At 58.8% G+C, this 15,683-nt stretch carries 12 protein-coding genes; 5 read left to right on the top strand and 7 right to left on the bottom strand.

Features of this window, described 5'->3' with window-relative positions:
• Positions 1 to 135 precede the first annotated feature (135 nt).
• On the bottom strand, positions 136 to 963 hold the full coding sequence (gene cheR, locus LOY36_RS06840) for a protein-glutamate O-methyltransferase CheR (protein WP_019582906.1): 828 nt from the start codon (positions 961 to 963) through the stop codon (positions 136 to 138).
• 46 nt (positions 964 to 1,009) lie between these two features.
• On the bottom strand, positions 1,010 to 1,942 hold the full coding sequence (locus LOY36_RS06835; RefSeq protein ID WP_019650363.1) for a chemotaxis protein CheV: 933 nt from the start codon (positions 1,940 to 1,942) through the stop codon (positions 1,010 to 1,012).
• A gap of 81 nt (positions 1,943 to 2,023) precedes the next feature.
• On the opposite strand from LOY36_RS06835, the gene flgA reads away from it, so the two are divergent.
• The 4 genes from flgA to LOY36_RS06815 all read left to right on the top strand — a co-directional run bounded on the left by flgA (position 2,024) and on the right by LOY36_RS06815 (position 4,630).
• On the top strand, positions 2,024 to 2,785 hold the full coding sequence (gene flgA / locus LOY36_RS06830; protein ID WP_019582904.1) for a flagellar basal body P-ring formation chaperone FlgA: 762 nt from the start codon (positions 2,024 to 2,026) through the stop codon (positions 2,783 to 2,785).
• A gap of 167 nt (positions 2,786 to 2,952) precedes the next feature.
• Positions 2,953 to 3,279, top strand: coding sequence for a flagellar biosynthesis anti-sigma factor FlgM (gene flgM, locus LOY36_RS06825; protein WP_007937499.1), 327 nt, complete (start codon positions 2,953 to 2,955; stop codon positions 3,277 to 3,279).
• A 48-nt stretch (positions 3,280 to 3,327) separates the two neighbouring features.
• Entirely contained in the window at positions 3,328 to 3,795 is a 468-nt protein-coding gene (locus tag LOY36_RS06820; protein ID WP_018926324.1) for a flagella synthesis protein FlgN, read from the top strand.
• Positions 3,796 to 3,883: 88 nt separating this feature from the next.
• On the top strand, positions 3,884 to 4,630 hold the full coding sequence (locus LOY36_RS06815) for a flagellar brake protein (protein ID WP_258672721.1): 747 nt from the start codon (positions 3,884 to 3,886) through the stop codon (positions 4,628 to 4,630).
• Between the two features lie 63 nt (positions 4,631 to 4,693).
• Here the strand turns inward: LOY36_RS06815 and LOY36_RS06810 are convergent, their stop codons facing one another.
• From LOY36_RS06810 to LOY36_RS06795, 4 genes are all read right to left on the bottom strand, one after another.
• The gene (locus LOY36_RS06810) at positions 4,694 to 6,076 is read right to left on the bottom strand and encodes an MFS transporter (protein WP_258672720.1); all 1,383 of its coding nucleotides are present in this window, start codon (positions 6,074 to 6,076) and stop codon (positions 4,694 to 4,696) included.
• A gap of 70 nt (positions 6,077 to 6,146) precedes the next feature.
• On the bottom strand, positions 6,147 to 7,388 hold the full coding sequence (locus LOY36_RS06805) for a glutamine synthetase family protein (protein WP_258674148.1): 1,242 nt from the start codon (positions 7,386 to 7,388) through the stop codon (positions 6,147 to 6,149).
• A 320-nt stretch (positions 7,389 to 7,708) separates the two neighbouring features.
• On the bottom strand, positions 7,709 to 8,401 hold the full coding sequence (locus LOY36_RS06800; RefSeq protein ID WP_019650360.1) for a sensor histidine kinase KdpD: 693 nt from the start codon (positions 8,399 to 8,401) through the stop codon (positions 7,709 to 7,711).
• A complete protein-coding gene (locus tag LOY36_RS06795) occupies positions 8,398 to 10,002 on the bottom strand; it encodes a tetratricopeptide repeat-containing response regulator (RefSeq protein WP_138866960.1) in 1,605 nt (534 codons plus the stop codon). Before LOY36_RS06795 ends, LOY36_RS06800 begins: the two co-directional genes overlap by 4 nt.
• 368 nt (positions 10,003 to 10,370) lie before the next feature.
• Here LOY36_RS06795 and LOY36_RS06790 point away from each other — a divergent pair, with 368 nt between their 5' ends.
• Positions 10,371 to 14,519 carry a CheR family methyltransferase gene (locus LOY36_RS06790; protein ID WP_258672719.1) on the top strand — a complete coding sequence of 1,383 codons (4,149 nt, stop codon included), beginning with the start codon at positions 10,371 to 10,373 and terminating at the stop codon, positions 14,517 to 14,519.
• 1 nt (position 14,520) lies between these two features.
• Here LOY36_RS06790 and LOY36_RS06785 read toward each other — a convergent pair whose 3' ends face one another.
• On the bottom strand, positions 14,521 to 15,060 hold the full coding sequence (locus LOY36_RS06785; protein ID WP_258672718.1) for a hypothetical protein: 540 nt from the start codon (positions 15,058 to 15,060) through the stop codon (positions 14,521 to 14,523).
• Positions 15,061 to 15,683: the final 623 nt, after the last annotated feature.

The following is a 15,683-nucleotide window of genomic DNA, read 5'->3' as shown; positions in this document are numbered from 1 at the left end:
TTGATCTTGAAAAGCAAAATCAAAAGATCGTCCGAACGCGGCCCGAGCCTTCGGCAGCTCCTACGTGATGCAAAAGCGCCAGGCATAAAAAAACGGGAGTCCCAATGGACTCCCGTTTTTTATGCCGTCAACGAATCACTTCGCCTTGTAAATGATCCCCGGGCTGCACTGGACCATCTGGTAATGGTCCGGCAAACCGTTCAGCGCTTCGGACGCGCCAAGGAACAGATAACCGCCCGGCTTGAGCGTGCTGTGAATGCGCAACAGGATGTCTTTCTTCACCTCGGCGGAGAAGTAGATCAGCACGTTGCGGCAGAACACGATGTCAAACTTGCCCAGGCTTGCGTAGCTGTCCAGCAAGTTGAACGAGCGAAACTCCACCCGACTCTTGATTGGTGCCTTGATGGCCCAGCGCCCCGGCCCCTTGGGGTCGAAGTAACGCTGAAGGCGCTCGGGCGACAGACCGCGACCGATGGCCAGGCTGTCGTATTCGCCGGTCTTGCAGTTGGTCAGCATGCTGCCGGACAGGTCGGTGGCAACGATCTGCACGCCCATCTTCAACTGGCCCATGTTGACCCGTTCGAACTCATCGATGGACATCGACAGCGAATACGGTTCCTGACCCGACGAACACGCCGCCGACCAGATCCGCAGGCGCTGACCGGGGCTGGCCTTGATCGCTTCAGGCAATACCTTGTTCTTCAAGACTTCAAACGGATAGGTGTCACGAAACCACAGGGTTTCGTTGGTGGTCATGGCATCCACCACCATCTCGCGCAAACCGCTACGCGGCTGGGTCTGGATGCGCTGAACCAGCTCACCCAACGATTTGATGCCCTGCTGTTCCATCAGTTTGTTGAGACGGCTCGAGACCAGATATTGCTTGTTTTCACCGAGCAAAATGCCACAGGCTTTTTCCAGGAATACCCGGAACTGTTCGAAATCCAAATTACCCGTAGACAAAGATACCGCCTCTTAAATCGTGTTGACCGCCAGGGGCAGAAGGCCTCTAGCTGTTATCTGCTGCTTTGATCCGGTCGACTACCCGGGATGCCAGGTCATCAGGACGGAACTTGGCCAGGAAGTCATCGGCACCGACCTTCTTGACCATCGCCTGATTGAACACACCCGACAACGAAGTATGCAGGATGATATGGAGCTTTTGCATGCGCGGGTCGTTGCGGATCTCGGCCGTCAGGGTGTACCCGTCCATCTCCGGCATCTCGATGTCGGAGATCATCATCAGGAACTCTTCTTCCGGCTTCTTGCCCTCGTCGACCAGCTTGCGCAGGTAATCCAGCGCTTGCCGACCATCGTTCAACGCCACCACTTCGACACCGATCGTTTGCAGGCAACGGGTCACCTGCTTGCGCGCCACCGACGAGTCGTCGACCGTCAATACGCGCAAGGAGAGCGCCTTGTGCTGGGTTTCAACATCGACCACGCCCACCGAAATCGCTTCCGGCGTCGGCGCCACTTCCGCCAGCACCTTTTCGACGTCGATGATTTCGACTAACTGGTTGTCGACCCGAGTCACAGCCGTCAGGTAGTGATCGCGCCCCGTGCCCTTGGGTGGCGGATGAATCTCCTCCCAGTTCATGTTGACGATGCGCTCCACCGACCGAACCAGGAAACCCTGGGTCTTGGTGTTGTACTCCGTGATGATCACAAAGGGATTGCTCTGGTCCAGCAACCGACCGGCACCGGTCGCCATCGCCAGATCCAGGATCGGAATGGTTGCCCCCCGAATATTCGCCACACCGCACACGACAGGACTGGACTTGGGCATCAGGGTCAGCTTGGGGCATTGCAGCACCTCGCGAACCTTGAACACGTTGATCCCATACAGCTGCTGGCCGTCGAGACGGAACAACAACAGCTCAAGGCGATTCTGCCCTACCAGTTGCGTGCGCTGGTTCACCGAATCCATTACACCAGCCATGCCCAGACTCCTACACCAACGCTAAGTGTGTTGCGACGCACATTCATCACGAAACGGCACGGCGCTTGCTTTTTAACTCTTATGAACACAGAACCGACATTTTTCCGACACCTGACATCAACCTGCCGCAGATTGCTCTGCGCGATGTCGGCCGCTTGCCTGTTCAACGCTGGCAGCCCTGCCCTTGCTGATACGGTTACCTTGCCTGACATGCTTATCGGCGTCACCCAAGGCTTTCTTGAATTCACCGTAGAGGACTATCTGGCCACCAGTCAAACGCAAGGTCGCTACGAAATCCAGGTCAACCAGCTCGATCCGCGCCTGCGCATGCCTATGTGCGACAAGGAATTGACAGCCACCCTCGAGAGCCCGGCAAGGCCTCTGGGACGGGTCACGGTCAAGGTTCGCTGCGATGGCGCCTCGCCCTGGACGGTCTTCGTGCCCGCTCAAGTGAAGCTGTTTCGCGACATTGTGACGACCACTCGTCCGCTCAAGCGCACAGGGATTATCGAACCTCAGGACGTAACCCTGCGCGAGCGTGATATCAGCCTGATAAATCAGGGGTTTCTGACTTCCGTCGATCAGGCGATCGGGCAAAAACTTACCCGACCAATGGTCGCCGATCAGATCATTACGCTGGTGCATCTCGAACAGGCGGAAGTGGTTCGCAAGGGCGACCAGGTGGTGATTACCGCCCGCAGCGGTACGCTCAGTGTGCGCATGCCGGGTGAAGCGCTGTCCAACGGCGGCCTGAGCGAGCAGATTCGCGTGAAGAACCTTAACTCCCAGCGGGTCATCAAGGCGCAAGTCACAGCGCCCGGCCAGGTGGAAGTGGCCATGTAAGGGCTCTGGGTGTGTGAAGTGATGGCGCACCGCCTGGCGGTTGCCTAAACTGTGCCGCATGCAGGGCATGCGCTGGCGCATGCAAGCTCATTGATAAATGGGCCTAAAGTTTTTCGGGGAATCGCCGAAAACATGGCAAGCGTCCAAATATCCAGAGGTTTATTGTCATGGTCATCGATTTCAGTCGTTTAAACAGCTCCTCGTCACTTACGGGCAGTACGCGTACCAGCACCGCCAAGGAAACCGCCGAAGCCGGCCAATCCGCGCCGCTGAATACCCCGGCCGAACAGGCCAGTACCACCAAAAGCGGGGAATCGGTACACCTCAGCAATGAGGCTCAACAGTTGCAGAAGGTCACTGACAAGCTGCGCGATCAGCCTGCCGTCGACAACGCCCGCGTGGCCGAGTTGAAAGCAGCGATTGCCGATGGCAGCTATAAAGTCGACAGCAACCGTGTAGCCAGCAAACTGCTCAACTTCGAAGCCCAGCGCTAGGCCACGGCCCGCGCCAGGCTTTTGGACGCTTAAAACCCAAGGCCAGCCATGCACGACACTCATTTACTGCAACTGATCATCGACGACTTTGCCCCGGCGCAACAACTGCTGGAGCTGCTGCAAACCGAGTCCCTCGCCTTGCACGGTCGCGACATGCCACTGCTCGAAGAAATCCTGGCGCATAAACAGGCATTGATCATTCTGCTCGAACAGCATGGCCGCAAGCGCAGTGAAATCCTCGCCAGCCTCAACCTGCCAACCAACCGCCAGGGCCTGGAGCAACTCGCCAGCCAGTCGAGCATTGGCGAACGGTTGCTGGGACAGAGCGACGTGCTGACCGACCTCCTGGCCCAGTGCCAGGCCGCCAATGCCAACAATGGCCAGTCGATTCTGGTGCAGCAGGCCGCCACGGCCAACCAGCTGAAAATCCTCACCGGCGGCGAGCCGCCAGCGCTCTACGATGCCCGCGGATCAACCTCCAAGCTCGCCAAGCCACGCCCGCTCAGTCAGGCTTGAGCCTTTCAATGAGCACGCCCTATCAAGACGCGAAACATGCTGGCAGAATGCCGGCCAGTAGTCATATTTGTCTGGAGATTGATACCTCGTGTCCAATGCCTTAAGCGCGGAAGATGCTCCGCAGCCACCCAAGGTGCTCACCACGCCCCTGGAAATCTCCGGCAACCTGCGTCAGCTGCAAGACAGCCATGACCCGCTGATCATCACGTTCCATGAGCGCAGCCAGCGCTTCCAGAGTTATCTGGTGGACGTCGACCGTGACAGCAAGATGATCGCCCTGGACGAAATGATCCCGCGCGACGGCGAACGCTTTCTGCTGGCCGGCGAACCGTTCAAGGTCGAAGGCTTCCACGACGGCGTGCGCATCGCCTGGGAAAGCAATGGCCCGCTGACCATCGACGAGTCCGGTGATGGCCGCTGCTACCGTGGCGCGCTGCCCGATGAGGTGGTTTACCACCAGCGCCGCAATGCTTTCCGCGCTGCGTTGAAGCTGGCACAACTGGTCAATGTCGAGCTGGGCGGTGAGAAACTCAAGTCGCCCCTCGGCGGCAAACTGTTGGACATCTCCGCCACCGGCTGCAAGTTGCGCTTCGAAGGCGACATCACCGCCAAGCTGCAATTGGGCCAGGTCTACGACCGCTTCATCGCCGCCCTGCCCTTCGGCAACATGACGGCACCGGTGGAGCTGCGTTACCTGCACTTTGAAGAAAAGATCAACACCACCTTCGCCGGCGTGCGTTTTCACAACATGAGCGGCCTGGTGCAACGGCAGGTCGAGCGGTTCGTCTATCAGCTTCAGCGTGAAGCGCGGCGCTTCGATAAAGACGATTTCTGATACGCCCCGCCAATAAAAAACGGGCAGTCCCTTGCGGGGACTGCCCGTTTTTTTATGCCTTGATCAAGGCCGCGCTTCGGTAAAACTTTGCTCGCGACCTGCGTCCGGGTCTTCTGAATCCGAAACTGGTTCAGGTTCTGGTTCGGACTCGGCATCCGGATTGACATCAGCCTCCGGGTTGACCGGGTTCTGCATCTGATCCTGCACCACCTGCTCATCGACACGCGGGTCAAGGCACGCCACCAGTGGCGAACTCGACATGCTGTCGGGCATGGCCACATGATGCAGCGGAGCATCGTCCACCTGATGCAGATTGGTCACCGCTTTCGGGCGGATTCGCCACACCAGCACCAGCGCGAAGAAGCTGAAAAAGGCATAGAGCATGTGACTGCCGAACAACTTCATCAGCACCCCGGCCACCAACGGTCCGACACTCGCGCCGACACCGTAGGTCACCAGCAACATGGCCGTCAGCGACACCCGGCGATCACCCTCGACGTGGTCGTTGGAGAACGCCACCGCCAGCGGGTACAGGCAGAACTGCACCAACGAACAGAGGAACCCGGCGATGAACAGCACCTCCAGCGGTACCTGCTGCATGATCGCCAGCGGCAGCGCGGCCAGCGCCAGGCTAAACGCAAAACTGCGGATCAATACCGCCCGGTCATAACGATCCGATAGCCATCCCAACGGCCACTGCACCACCAGGCCTGCAAAAATGCAGCTGCCCATGAACAGACCGACCTGCTCGGTGGACAATCCTTGCTGGGAGGCATACAGAGGCGCCAGGCCGTAGAACGAACCGACGATCAATCCCGCCCCCAACACCGTGCTCAGTGACTGCGGCACGCGTTTGATGAAGAAGCGCGGCTCCATCGGCGCCGGGTGCAAAGGTGCCGGGTGAATCCGCCGGGTCAGGGCCACTGGCACCAGACACAGGGCGAAACACAGTGCGACCAGCATCAGCAGTTCCAGGCCCAGGCCCGGGTGCATGACCAGAATCAGCTGACCCAACACCAGCCCCAGGTACGAAGCGATCATGTAGCCGCTGAACACCACGCCACGCTGCTTGGCTTCTGCCTGCTCATTGAGCCAGCTTTCGATCACCATGTACTGGCACATCATGCCCAGGCCAACAATCACCCGCAGGAACAGCCACGCGGGCAGCCAGTCCACCAGGCCGTGGCCCAGCACCGCCGCACCGACGATCCCGGCGCAGGCTGAATAAGCTCGAATATGCCCGACCCGGGCAATCAGTCGATGGCCGATCTTGCCGCCCAGCACCAGGCCGAAATAGTTGGCCGCCATCAACGCGCCGACCCACAGGCTGTCGACCTTATCGGCCGCCAGGCGCAGGGCAAGGTAAGTACTCAACAGGCCCGAGCCGATCAACATCATCAGCGAGGCGAAATAAAGTCCTCGAAAGGATTTCAGGATTTGGCGCATCGGCGTTCCGAGCGGCTCCTTGCAGTGAGTATCGGGCTATCGACAACGATAGCCCGATGGCGACGGGTCGTCAGGCCTGGGCTGCTAGAACACGCCGTTCCCAGGGAGTAATTTCATCGAGGAAGCTGGTCAACTCCAGGGTCTTCGAAGCGATGTAGCCTTCGATGAACTCCTTGCCGAACAGTTCCTTCGCCAATTGGCTACGTTTCAGACGTTCAAGAGCGGCATGCAAGGTACACGGCAACGCAAGATTATCCGGCACCACGAATTCGCCCCGGACCGCTTCGCTCGGCTCCAGTTTGTTTTCGATGCCATACAGCCCCGACGCCAGGCTCGCGGCGATCGCCAGATACGGGTTGGCGTCAGCCCCTGGCAGGCGGTTTTCGACCCGACGAGCGACCGGAGAACTGGCCGGAATGCGCAGGCCGGCCGCGCGGTTGTCATGGGACCAGCAAGCATTATTGGGCGATGCAAAAGGATGGCACAGGCGCTGATAAGAGTTCACGTTCGGCGCAAACAGCGCGGTGAAATCCGCCAGGCCAGCCTGTTGGCCACCGATGAAATGACGGAAGGTCGCGGTCGGCTCGCCGGCCTTGTCGCTGAACACGTTACGCCCGCTGTCGATCTCGACGACGCTCTGGTGAATATGCATCGAACTGCCCGGCGTGTGAGCCAACGGCTTGGCCATGCAGACCACGGTCAGGCCATGCTTGAGCGCCACTTCCTTGAGCAGATGCTTGAACAGCAAGGTCTGGTCGGCCAGCAGCAGCGGATCGCCGTGCAGCAGGTTGATCTCGAACTGACTGACGCCCATCTCGTGCATGAAGGTATCGCGCGGCAAGCCCAGCGCCGCCATGCCTGCGTAGACTTCAGTGAAGAACGGCCGCAAGCCGTTATTGGAGCTGATGCTGAATGCCGAATGACCGTCCTCGCGACGACCGTCCAGGCCCACTGGCGGCTGGAAGGGTTGCGTCGGGTCAGGGTTGGGCGCGAACACAAAGAATTCCAGCTCGGTCGCCACGACCGGCGCCAGACCGAGGGCGGCGTAGCGAGCGATCACTGCCTTGAGTTGGCCGCGAGTCGACAGGTGCGAGCTCTCGCCAGTCAGTTCCTGCGCATCGCATATGGCCAGTGCCCGAGGGGGCGAACTCCAGGGCAAGCGATGGATCTGCCCCGGATCAGGCACCAGCGCCAGATCGCCATCATCGCTGCCATAAAAGTGCGCGGGCGGATAGCCGCCCATGATGCATTGCAGCAGCACTCCCCGCGCCATCTGCAAACGCCGCCCCTCAAGAAATCCTTCAGCGGTCATTACCTTGCCGCGTGGTACGCCGTTCAGGTCCGGCGTGACACATTCAATCTCATCAATGCCCGTCAATCGCTGCGCGAGTGAGCGATGGCCATCGGTTGTCATGACGCAATCCTTGTTGTTGTACGAGCCGCGAACGGCGACCCGTACAAAATAGGCTCCGGCTGTTCGGAATATCAAGCAGCGTCAAACAAAAAGGCGCAATCGCACCGTAGGAGCTGCCGCAGGCTGCGATCTTTTGATCTTGCCTTTAAAAAACAAAGTCAAAAGATCGCAGGCTTCGCCAGCTCCTACGGGGAGTATTCCAGGTCAGAAACGGCGCTCTATGGGAGGTAGAGACTGAACACACCACCGCCCAACGGGCCGCCATTACTGATTTCGGTGCGTCCGCCCACACCATCACGCTGATGCAAGGCGGCAATCCGCCCGGCGAAGTACAAACCAAGGCCGGTGCTGCCACTGCTGTGGTTGATGCCCTGCACATAGTCGGCCTGACGCTCGATCATCTCGGGTGGATAACCCTCGCCATCGTCGTTGATGGTCAGCACCAATTGCCCGGCCTCATCGCTGACGCTGATCAACAAGGCATGCCGGGCGTAACGGATGGCGTTGTTGATGCTGTTGGCGAGCACCGAGGCAATCAGCTCCCGATCGAAGAAACCCAGCGGGCTTAACGGGTCCACTTCATAGGTCGCGATAATGCCGCGGCTGGCGAACACTTCCTGGTGAGCCGCCAGTTGCGCCTCGATGAAGTCATCCAGTTCATGGTAGGCCGGCTGCAACGGCATCTGGTTGACGCCCAGCTTGTACAGCCCCAGCAACTGCACCAGCATGCCATTGAGGTGGGCGAACTCGAAGTCGATCACGCCCTGCTCCGGGGTGTGCCGCTCAGGGTCGGGTAAGCGTGCCAGCCATTGGCTGTGCGCCTGCATCAGCATGGCCAGAGAGTTCTTCATGTCGTGCACGGTGGAGGCAATCACCGTGGAGAAGTCGAGTGACGGTTCGCTGTCGATCATTCGCCGAACGCCTTGATTTTCAGTTTCTGGTAGCGCGGATAACGCGCATCGGTATCGGGCATCAGGCCGACCGTTTTCAGGCAGGCCCGGCACTCTTCCAGCTCGGCCGACGGCACGCTGGTGTCGGTGCCATGCAGCAGCGACTGCGCCATGTTCAGGGCAATACTGATGTTCTTCGGTTGCAGCGCCAGGGCTTTGCGGAACACATCCCGGGCTTCCACCAGATTGCCGGTCTTGTACACCCGCACGCCCTGACGGTTGAGGTCGGCGGCGGCGTTGCCCGAGTTGAGGATGGTCGGGTCGTCGGTCAGCTTGGCGATGCCCTTCATCACGGTCGGATCGTCGCCGTAGATTTCCGCACAGTTTTTCAACATCGAAGCACCAGCACTCGCCTGCCCGAGCATTTGCAGCTGCTTGGCCACCAGCAGCGCCGCTTCGGCGCTCATGAACTGTTCCATGCCATCGAGGCGCATCATCGCTTGCTCGGTGAGCTTCTCGGCGGTCTCGGCATCGTTGAGCAACAGGCTGGTGGCCTTCATCAAACGCGCGCGAATCTGCAGGCCCGGGTCTGACGGGTTCTCCTTCGCCACCGCACTCAGCGTCGTGTTGATTTCCAGTCGGGTTCGAGTGTCCAGGCCCTTTTCCGAGCCTTTGCTGATCAAGGCATGGGCCAGGCCGAGGTTGCTTTCCGCATCCTTGAAACGTGACTGCGCCCCTTGGTTAACGGCCTGGCGATAGGCTTTGGAGGCAGTGTCAAAGTCTTCGTTGGCCATTGCCAACTTGCCTAGCAACGCTTGCCGACGCACCGCCAGCGGCGACAGGCGAATAGCCTCTTCCAATACTTTCTGCGCCGCTTTGGTGTCGCCTTCGGCGACCAGCACATCGGCCATGCCATCGTAGAGGGCCGGCATCATCGGGAAGACTTTCAAGGCTTTTTCGTAAATGCCCTTGGCCTGGCTGACCTGCCCGCGCTTGAACAGCAATTGGCCCAATCCGGCAAATGCCCAAGGCAAAGGCCGATCGGCAATGATGCTGTCGTAAAGACGCTCCAGCGCTTCGTTCTGATTCAAGTCGCGCAACGCATCGGCGCGGTAACGCAGGCACAGCGGCGAATAACGAATGTCCTGTTTGCACAGGGCGATGCAGGCATTGAGCACTTCAACCGGTTTGCCCCGGTCAAGCGCTTGCAGGATCGGCTTGAGCAAGGTCTTGCGCTGTTCCAGTCGCTCCAGGCGCTGGGCCAGACCGGAGCGGTTGAACGGTTTGGTCAGGTAAGCGTCGGGCTCATGCTCCAGCGCGCTGAGCACCATGGCCTGGCTGGTTTCGGCGGTGACCATGACAAACACACTTTCATGGCTGATCAGCTTCTCGATCATCAGGTCTTCGAGCACCTGCTGACCGTTCTTCTTGCCATCGCCCAGGTGGAAATCCTGCAGGATGAAGTCATAGGACTTCTGCGAGCACATGCGCAGCGCCTGCTCACCGGTATCGGCGGTGTCGACGTCCTTGACGCCCAACTCCCGCAGCATGGACCTGACGGAACTGCGGAAATCCGAGAAATCATCGACGATCAAAAAGCTTTTTTGGTGATACGACAGCATCGAAGATTTCCAGGCAATTTAAGGAAGAACAACCCAAAGGCAACCACACGGGCAAACTCAGCTTCGCGCCCTTTTTGGCGCGCAGATGATAGCGAGAGGCCATAGGCTATCAAGTCATTTCGCACAAGCCGTGATTGCCAGCCGCCAAAAGCGACGACCATCGAGGTTATCGGCCAGTAGTCGCGTTCCCTTGAAGCGGCGGGAGTGCAATCGCGCATTGGCTTGTCAAAAACTTATATAGCCGCACAAATGCGCGCTAAATAATTGAAGGTGTTATTGAAAAACGGGATTATCCTGTTTTAAGAAACCCGCGTTTTATACCCGCTCGCCCTCAATACGTTTTACATCGCCAGCAAAGGCAGAAGGAAATGACCACAGCCCCCAAGCACTCGGCCACGGCGCCCGAGCGAAAGGTATTGAGTCCCAGCACCCTGGACTTTCCCGTGGTGGGCATTGGCGCTTCGGCGGGCGGGCTGCAAGCCATTAAATTGTTCTTCGAGAACATGCCTCACGACAACGGCATGGCATTTGTGATCATTCTTCACCTGTCGCCCGACCACCAAAGCATCGCAGACCAGATCATCCAGGAATCGACCCGGATGCAGGTCCTGCAGGTCACCGAAACCGTGCCGATCGAGAAAAACCGGGTGTACGTCATCTCACCGGCGCAGCGGCTGACGATGAATGACGGCAACCTGGAGGTCAGTGACAACGATCCACACCTGGGGCGCCACGCCTCGATCGATCTGTTCTTTCGTGACTTGGCTGATGTCCATCAGGAGCGCGCCTTTTGCCTGGTGCTTTCCGGCAGCGGCTCCGATGGCGCGGTCGGTTTGTCACGCATCAAGGAACAGGGCGGTATCACCATGGCCCAGATGCCGGAAGACGCCGAGTTCGACGGCATGCCTCGGGCGGCCATCGAGACCGGCATGGTCGATCTGGTGTTGCCTGTGGTGGAAATGCCGCAAAAGCTGCTGGACCTGTGGCACAACTCCCGGGAAATCAGCTTGCCCGCCGCCAACGATCCGCAACTGCAAACCATTGCCTCGATATCCGAGCGCGAAGCAGCACTCGCCGAGCAAATGCTGCACGACATCCTGATTCTGTTGCGCACCGGCACCGGCCATGACTTCAAGCACTATAAACGCGCGACGGTATTGCGCCGAATCGAGCGCCGGATGCAAGTCACCGCCCAGCCAGAGCTGGGGGCTTATTACCGCTACCTGCAAGACAATCCCGAAGAAACCAAGGCGTTGCTGGCAGACATGCTGATCGGCGTGACCAACTTCTTCCGTGATCGCGAAGCCTTCGAAGCGCTGGAGCGCGATATCGTGCCGCAACTGGTCGGCGCCGCGGTGTCGGCCCAGCCTGAGAAAGAAGAAATCCGGATCTGGTCGGCTGGCTGCTCCACCGGCGAAGAAGCCTACAGCCTGGCGATGCTGGTCAACGATCAGCTGCAACTGGAGGCCAGCAACGCCTCGCTGCAAATTTTCGCCACCGACATCGACGAGCGCGCCATCAGCTTCGGTCGGGCCGGTCTCTACCCGCAAGCCATCGTGACGGATGTACCGCCAACGCGGCTGCGGCATTACTTCATCAAGGAAGATGAGCACTATCGGATTCGCAAGGAAATCCGCGAGAAGGTGCTGTTCGCCAAGCACAGCCTGCTGTCCGACCCACCCTTCTCGCAAATCGACCTGATCGTGTGCCGGAACCTGTTGATCTATCTGGATCGCGAAGTTCAACGCGAAATCCTGCAGATGTTCCACTTTGCATTACGGCCCGGTGGCTTTCTGTTCCTGGGCTCTTCCGAAAGCGCAGACGCTTGCCATGAGCTGTTCACGCCGGTGGACAAACGCAACCGGATCTTCCGTGCAAAAACCGGCACCGCGAGTAGCCGACGTACGCCGACCGTGCCGCGCGGTGGTTATGTGCGCTCCAATATTTCCCGGCAGGCGCCGCAAAACGTCGTGCAGCGCAAGCTGTCGTTCGCCGACATCCACCAGCGCGCCCTCGAACGCTACGCTCCGCCGAGCATGATCGTCGATACCAACGCCGACATCCTGCACATGAGCGAAGGTGCCGGGCGTTTCCTGCGACATGTGGGCGGAGAGCTGTCACGCAACCTGCTGACGCTGATCCTTCCGGAACTGCGCCTGGAAATCCGCACCACGCTGTTCCAGGTCCAGCAGAGCGGCCTGGCCGTGAAATCACGCGAGGTGCCGATCAAGCGCGAAGAGCGGCGTTACAAGGTCAGTCTGGAGGCGCAGCCTTACAAGGATGACGAGTCGGATGGCGAGTTCGTCCTGGTGATTTTCGAGGAAGTCGAAGTCGATCCTTCACAAGCGACGGCCACGACCCTGCTGCAAACCGAAAGCCAGGTGCTGTCCAACCTGGAACGTGAACTGCAGCGCACCAAGCTGCACTTGCAGGACACCATTGAACAATCGGAAATCTCCAGCGAAGAACTGAAAGCTTCCAACGAAGAAATGCAGGCGATCAACGAAGAACTGCGCTCGGCCACCGAAGAGCTGGAAACCAGCAAGGAAGAGCTGCAATCGATCAACGAAGAGCTGCTGACGGTCAACTACGAGCTGAAAACCAAAGTCGAAGAAACCGACAAGATCAACGACTACCTGACCAACCTGATCGCCTCCACCGACATTGCCACGGTGTTTGTCGACCGCAGCATGCGAATCAAGTGGTTCACCCCGCGCGCCACCGACATTTTCAGCATGTTGCCGGTGGATACCGGCCGCTCCCTGCTCGACATCACGCATCGCCTGCACTACGACGACCTGGCGAGTGACGCCGCACTGGTATTCGAATCACTGAACATGATCGAACGCGAAGTCAGCAGTACCGACAAGCACTGGTATATCGCCCGTCTGCTGCCCTACCGCTCCAGTGAAGACCATATCGACGGCACCGTGCTGACGTTCATCGACATCACCAAACGCCGCGAGGCCGAAGAAGAACTGCGCCTGGGCGAAGAACGCATGCGTCTGGTGGCCGAAAGCACCCGCGACTACGCGATCATCACCCTTGATGAACAAGGCGTGATCACCACCTGGAACAAAGGCGCCGAACTGATCTTCGGCTACAGCAAGGCCGAGGCCGAAGGCGCTTACTACGACTTCATTTTTTCCGCCGAAGACCGCGCCACCGGCGTGCCTGAAACCGAACTGCTGGGGGCTCGCACCCATGGCCGTTCCGAAGATGAACGCTGGCACCTGCGCAAGGACGGCAGCCGCTTCTATTGCAGCGGCGAAGTGACCTTGCTCAGCGGTGACAGCCTTCGCGGCTACGTGAAAATCGCCCGGGACCTTACCGGTCACAAACGCCAGCATGAGGAACAAAGCCAACAACTGGCCGAGACGCTGAACACCAATTACCTCAAGGATGAGTTCTTCGCGGTCATGTCCCACGAACTCAAGCATCCTCTGAACCTGATCCAGCTCAACGCCGAACTGTTGCGGCGCTTACCGGTGACCAAGTCGGTGGCGCCGGCCGCCAAAGCCGTCAACACCATCTGCGATGCTGTCAGCAGCCAGGCGCGGATCATCGACGACCTGCTGGATGTCGCCCGCGTGCGCACCGGCAAGCTCAAGCTCAAACCGATCGCCGTGGATCTGGCCAGTGTGCTGCGCGACATTTACACCGTCGTCCTCAACGATCAACACAGCACCACCGTCGAGCTGTATGTGCCTTCGGAGCCGTTGATGGTGCGCGCCGATCCGACGCGCCTGGAGCAGATCATCTGGAACCTGGTGAATAACGCACTGAAATTCACCCCGCCCGACGGCCGCGTGCAATTGATCGCCAGCCTGGCCGGAAACATGGCGCGGCTAGACGTCAAGGACAATGGCACCGGCATCGCGACCGAGAACCTCGAACACGTATTCGACCTGTTTGGCCAGGCTGAAACACAGCACGCCAACCACCAGCGCGAAGGGCTGGGCATCGGTTTGTCACTGGTGCGCCAATTGACCGAGGCCCAACATGGCACGGTTGAAGTGAATTCGCCGGGCGTTGGGGAAGGCTGTACCTTCACTGTCTATTTGCCGCTGGCCAGTAGTGAAGGCAAAACCCAAACCACAACGCCAACCGACGAGGTATCAGGAAAACTGAGCGGCCTGACGATTCTGCTGGTCGACGACTCCGCCGAGGTACTGGAAACCCTGAAAATGCTGCTGGAAATGGAGGACGCCGAAGTCGTTGCCTTCGATCGTCCATGGGATGCTCTGGATGCGGCAACCAACAGCCACTTCGACCTGATCATTTCGGATTTGGGCATGCCGGTCATGAACGGCCACGAACTGATGCAAGCATTACGTCAGTTGCCCCACGTCAAGGATGTGCCGGCCATTGCCCTGACTGGTTACGGCGCTATCAGCGATATTAAAAAGGCTCGTCAATCGGGCTTTGACCAGTACATTGGAAAACCGGTGTCCTACGATGACCTGATCGCGACCATCGAGACCCTGCGACAGCACCGGGCATCAGGTTCTGAATAGCTCAGCGTAAATAGGCGCGTTGTACACAGATGCGCCGGTCAATCGCCTGCTTCAGTCGCTCCTTGTGGTCCGCCCAGACCCTGGGATCGACTTTGGGCGCGCGCATGAGGTCAAGCATGGCCGCTTTGGCGGCCAGGTATTCCGACCACGCGTCTTCACAGCTGAGCTTGAAACGCTCACGTTCGTTCATTTCCATCCGTCGCAGCGCCAGTACCGACTCATCGGTGATGACCGTACCGAGCGTCAGTTGCACCCGATGAGGTGCAACGAACGCCTGCGTGCCCGCTACAATCTCCCCCGCTCGCAGCGCGCCCCACTTCAACGCCGCGCAGTAAGTCTCATCACTACCCCTGTCGTGAAACTCCTCACACAGCATGATCCCATGGTTATCGTAAACACCGATGAACACCTGGGTGATCCCCTCACGACTCAGTCGTGCCCGCACTTCCACTTGCGTCCCGTCACCGAGCACTTCTTCATGGATGTGGTGAGGTAATCGGGGGTCGGTCCATAACCAGAACTGTGCACCTCTGTGTCGCATTGCTTGGCTCCTTGAGTGGAGTCAGAAGTAATACACAGCAATGACTGACTTTCCACGTAAGTCGTCAGGTGGTTCGAGCAAGAAAAAAACCGCCAGAGGAATGCTCTGACGGGCTTTTCTAACCGCTGACGCTGCAATTTTAGAGTGTCCTTGCACTGGAATTACGCAGCCAGCCCTTGCCGCATAAGGGTTTCAGCTCATTTTAGGCGCACCACTATTGAGTGCCTGCGGGCACTTCGCCAAAAACAAATCGACATAATATTGACACCAAAACATCCACTTGTCGGAATATTGGCACATCGTACTGTTACCTGCGCTTAACACCTTTACAAAGCCTGACCCCACAACTAAACACCTATCAAACTGATATCAGGAAAGGCCGTCTCCCTGAGTCAGTGCTGTACCAAAACACGGCCTCACCTAGCCATTACTTCAGGAGTCCCTTTCATATGGGTGCTCTCAGATTACTGCGCGCCAAGCGCAGCGCAGCCCCAGGCTTGGGCCCACATTCGCCCGACCGCTCCTGCGATTCGCTCCTCAAGTGCGGCGAACTTTTTCACCTCCGCGACACCCGCGTCCCTCTGCCCGCAGCGCCTATTCCGTCGGGCCTGGAATGCCGACGA

It is taken from the genome of Pseudomonas sp. B21-019 (assembly GCF_024749225.1).
Classification (GTDB): Bacteria; Pseudomonadota; Gammaproteobacteria; order Pseudomonadales; family Pseudomonadaceae; genus Aquipseudomonas.
Note: the sequence above shows the minus strand (reverse complement) of the source record. Positions and strands in the feature narration are given on the sequence as shown.

What these genes read in the sequence shown, in the direction of transcription:
- LOY36_RS06795 (WP_138866960.1), bottom strand. Translation starts at nt 10,002, where the DNA reads ATGCTGTCGTATCACCAAAAAAGCTTTTTGATCGTCGATGATTTCTCG.
- LOY36_RS06820 (WP_018926324.1), top strand. Translation starts at nt 3,328, where the DNA reads ATGCACGACACTCATTTACTGCAACTGATCATCGACGACTTTGCCCCG.
- LOY36_RS06835 (WP_019650363.1), bottom strand. Translation starts at nt 1,942, where the DNA reads ATGGCTGGTGTAATGGATTCGGTGAACCAGCGCACGCAACTGGTAGGG.
- flgM (WP_007937499.1), top strand. Translation starts at nt 2,953, where the DNA reads ATGGTCATCGATTTCAGTCGTTTAAACAGCTCCTCGTCACTTACGGGC.
- LOY36_RS06790 (WP_258672719.1), top strand. Translation starts at nt 10,371, where the DNA reads ATGACCACAGCCCCCAAGCACTCGGCCACGGCGCCCGAGCGAAAGGTA.
- LOY36_RS06805 (WP_258674148.1), bottom strand. Translation starts at nt 7,388, where the DNA reads ATGACCGCTGAAGGATTTCTTGAGGGGCGGCGTTTGCAGATGGCGCGG.
- LOY36_RS06800 (WP_019650360.1), bottom strand. Translation starts at nt 8,401, where the DNA reads ATGATCGACAGCGAACCGTCACTCGACTTCTCCACGGTGATTGCCTCC.
- LOY36_RS06810 (WP_258672720.1), bottom strand. Translation starts at nt 6,076, where the DNA reads ATGCGCCAAATCCTGAAATCCTTTCGAGGACTTTATTTCGCCTCGCTG.
- LOY36_RS06785 (WP_258672718.1), bottom strand. Translation starts at nt 15,060, where the DNA reads ATGCGACACAGAGGTGCACAGTTCTGGTTATGGACCGACCCCCGATTA.
- flgA (WP_019582904.1), top strand. Translation starts at nt 2,024, where the DNA reads ATGAACACAGAACCGACATTTTTCCGACACCTGACATCAACCTGCCGC.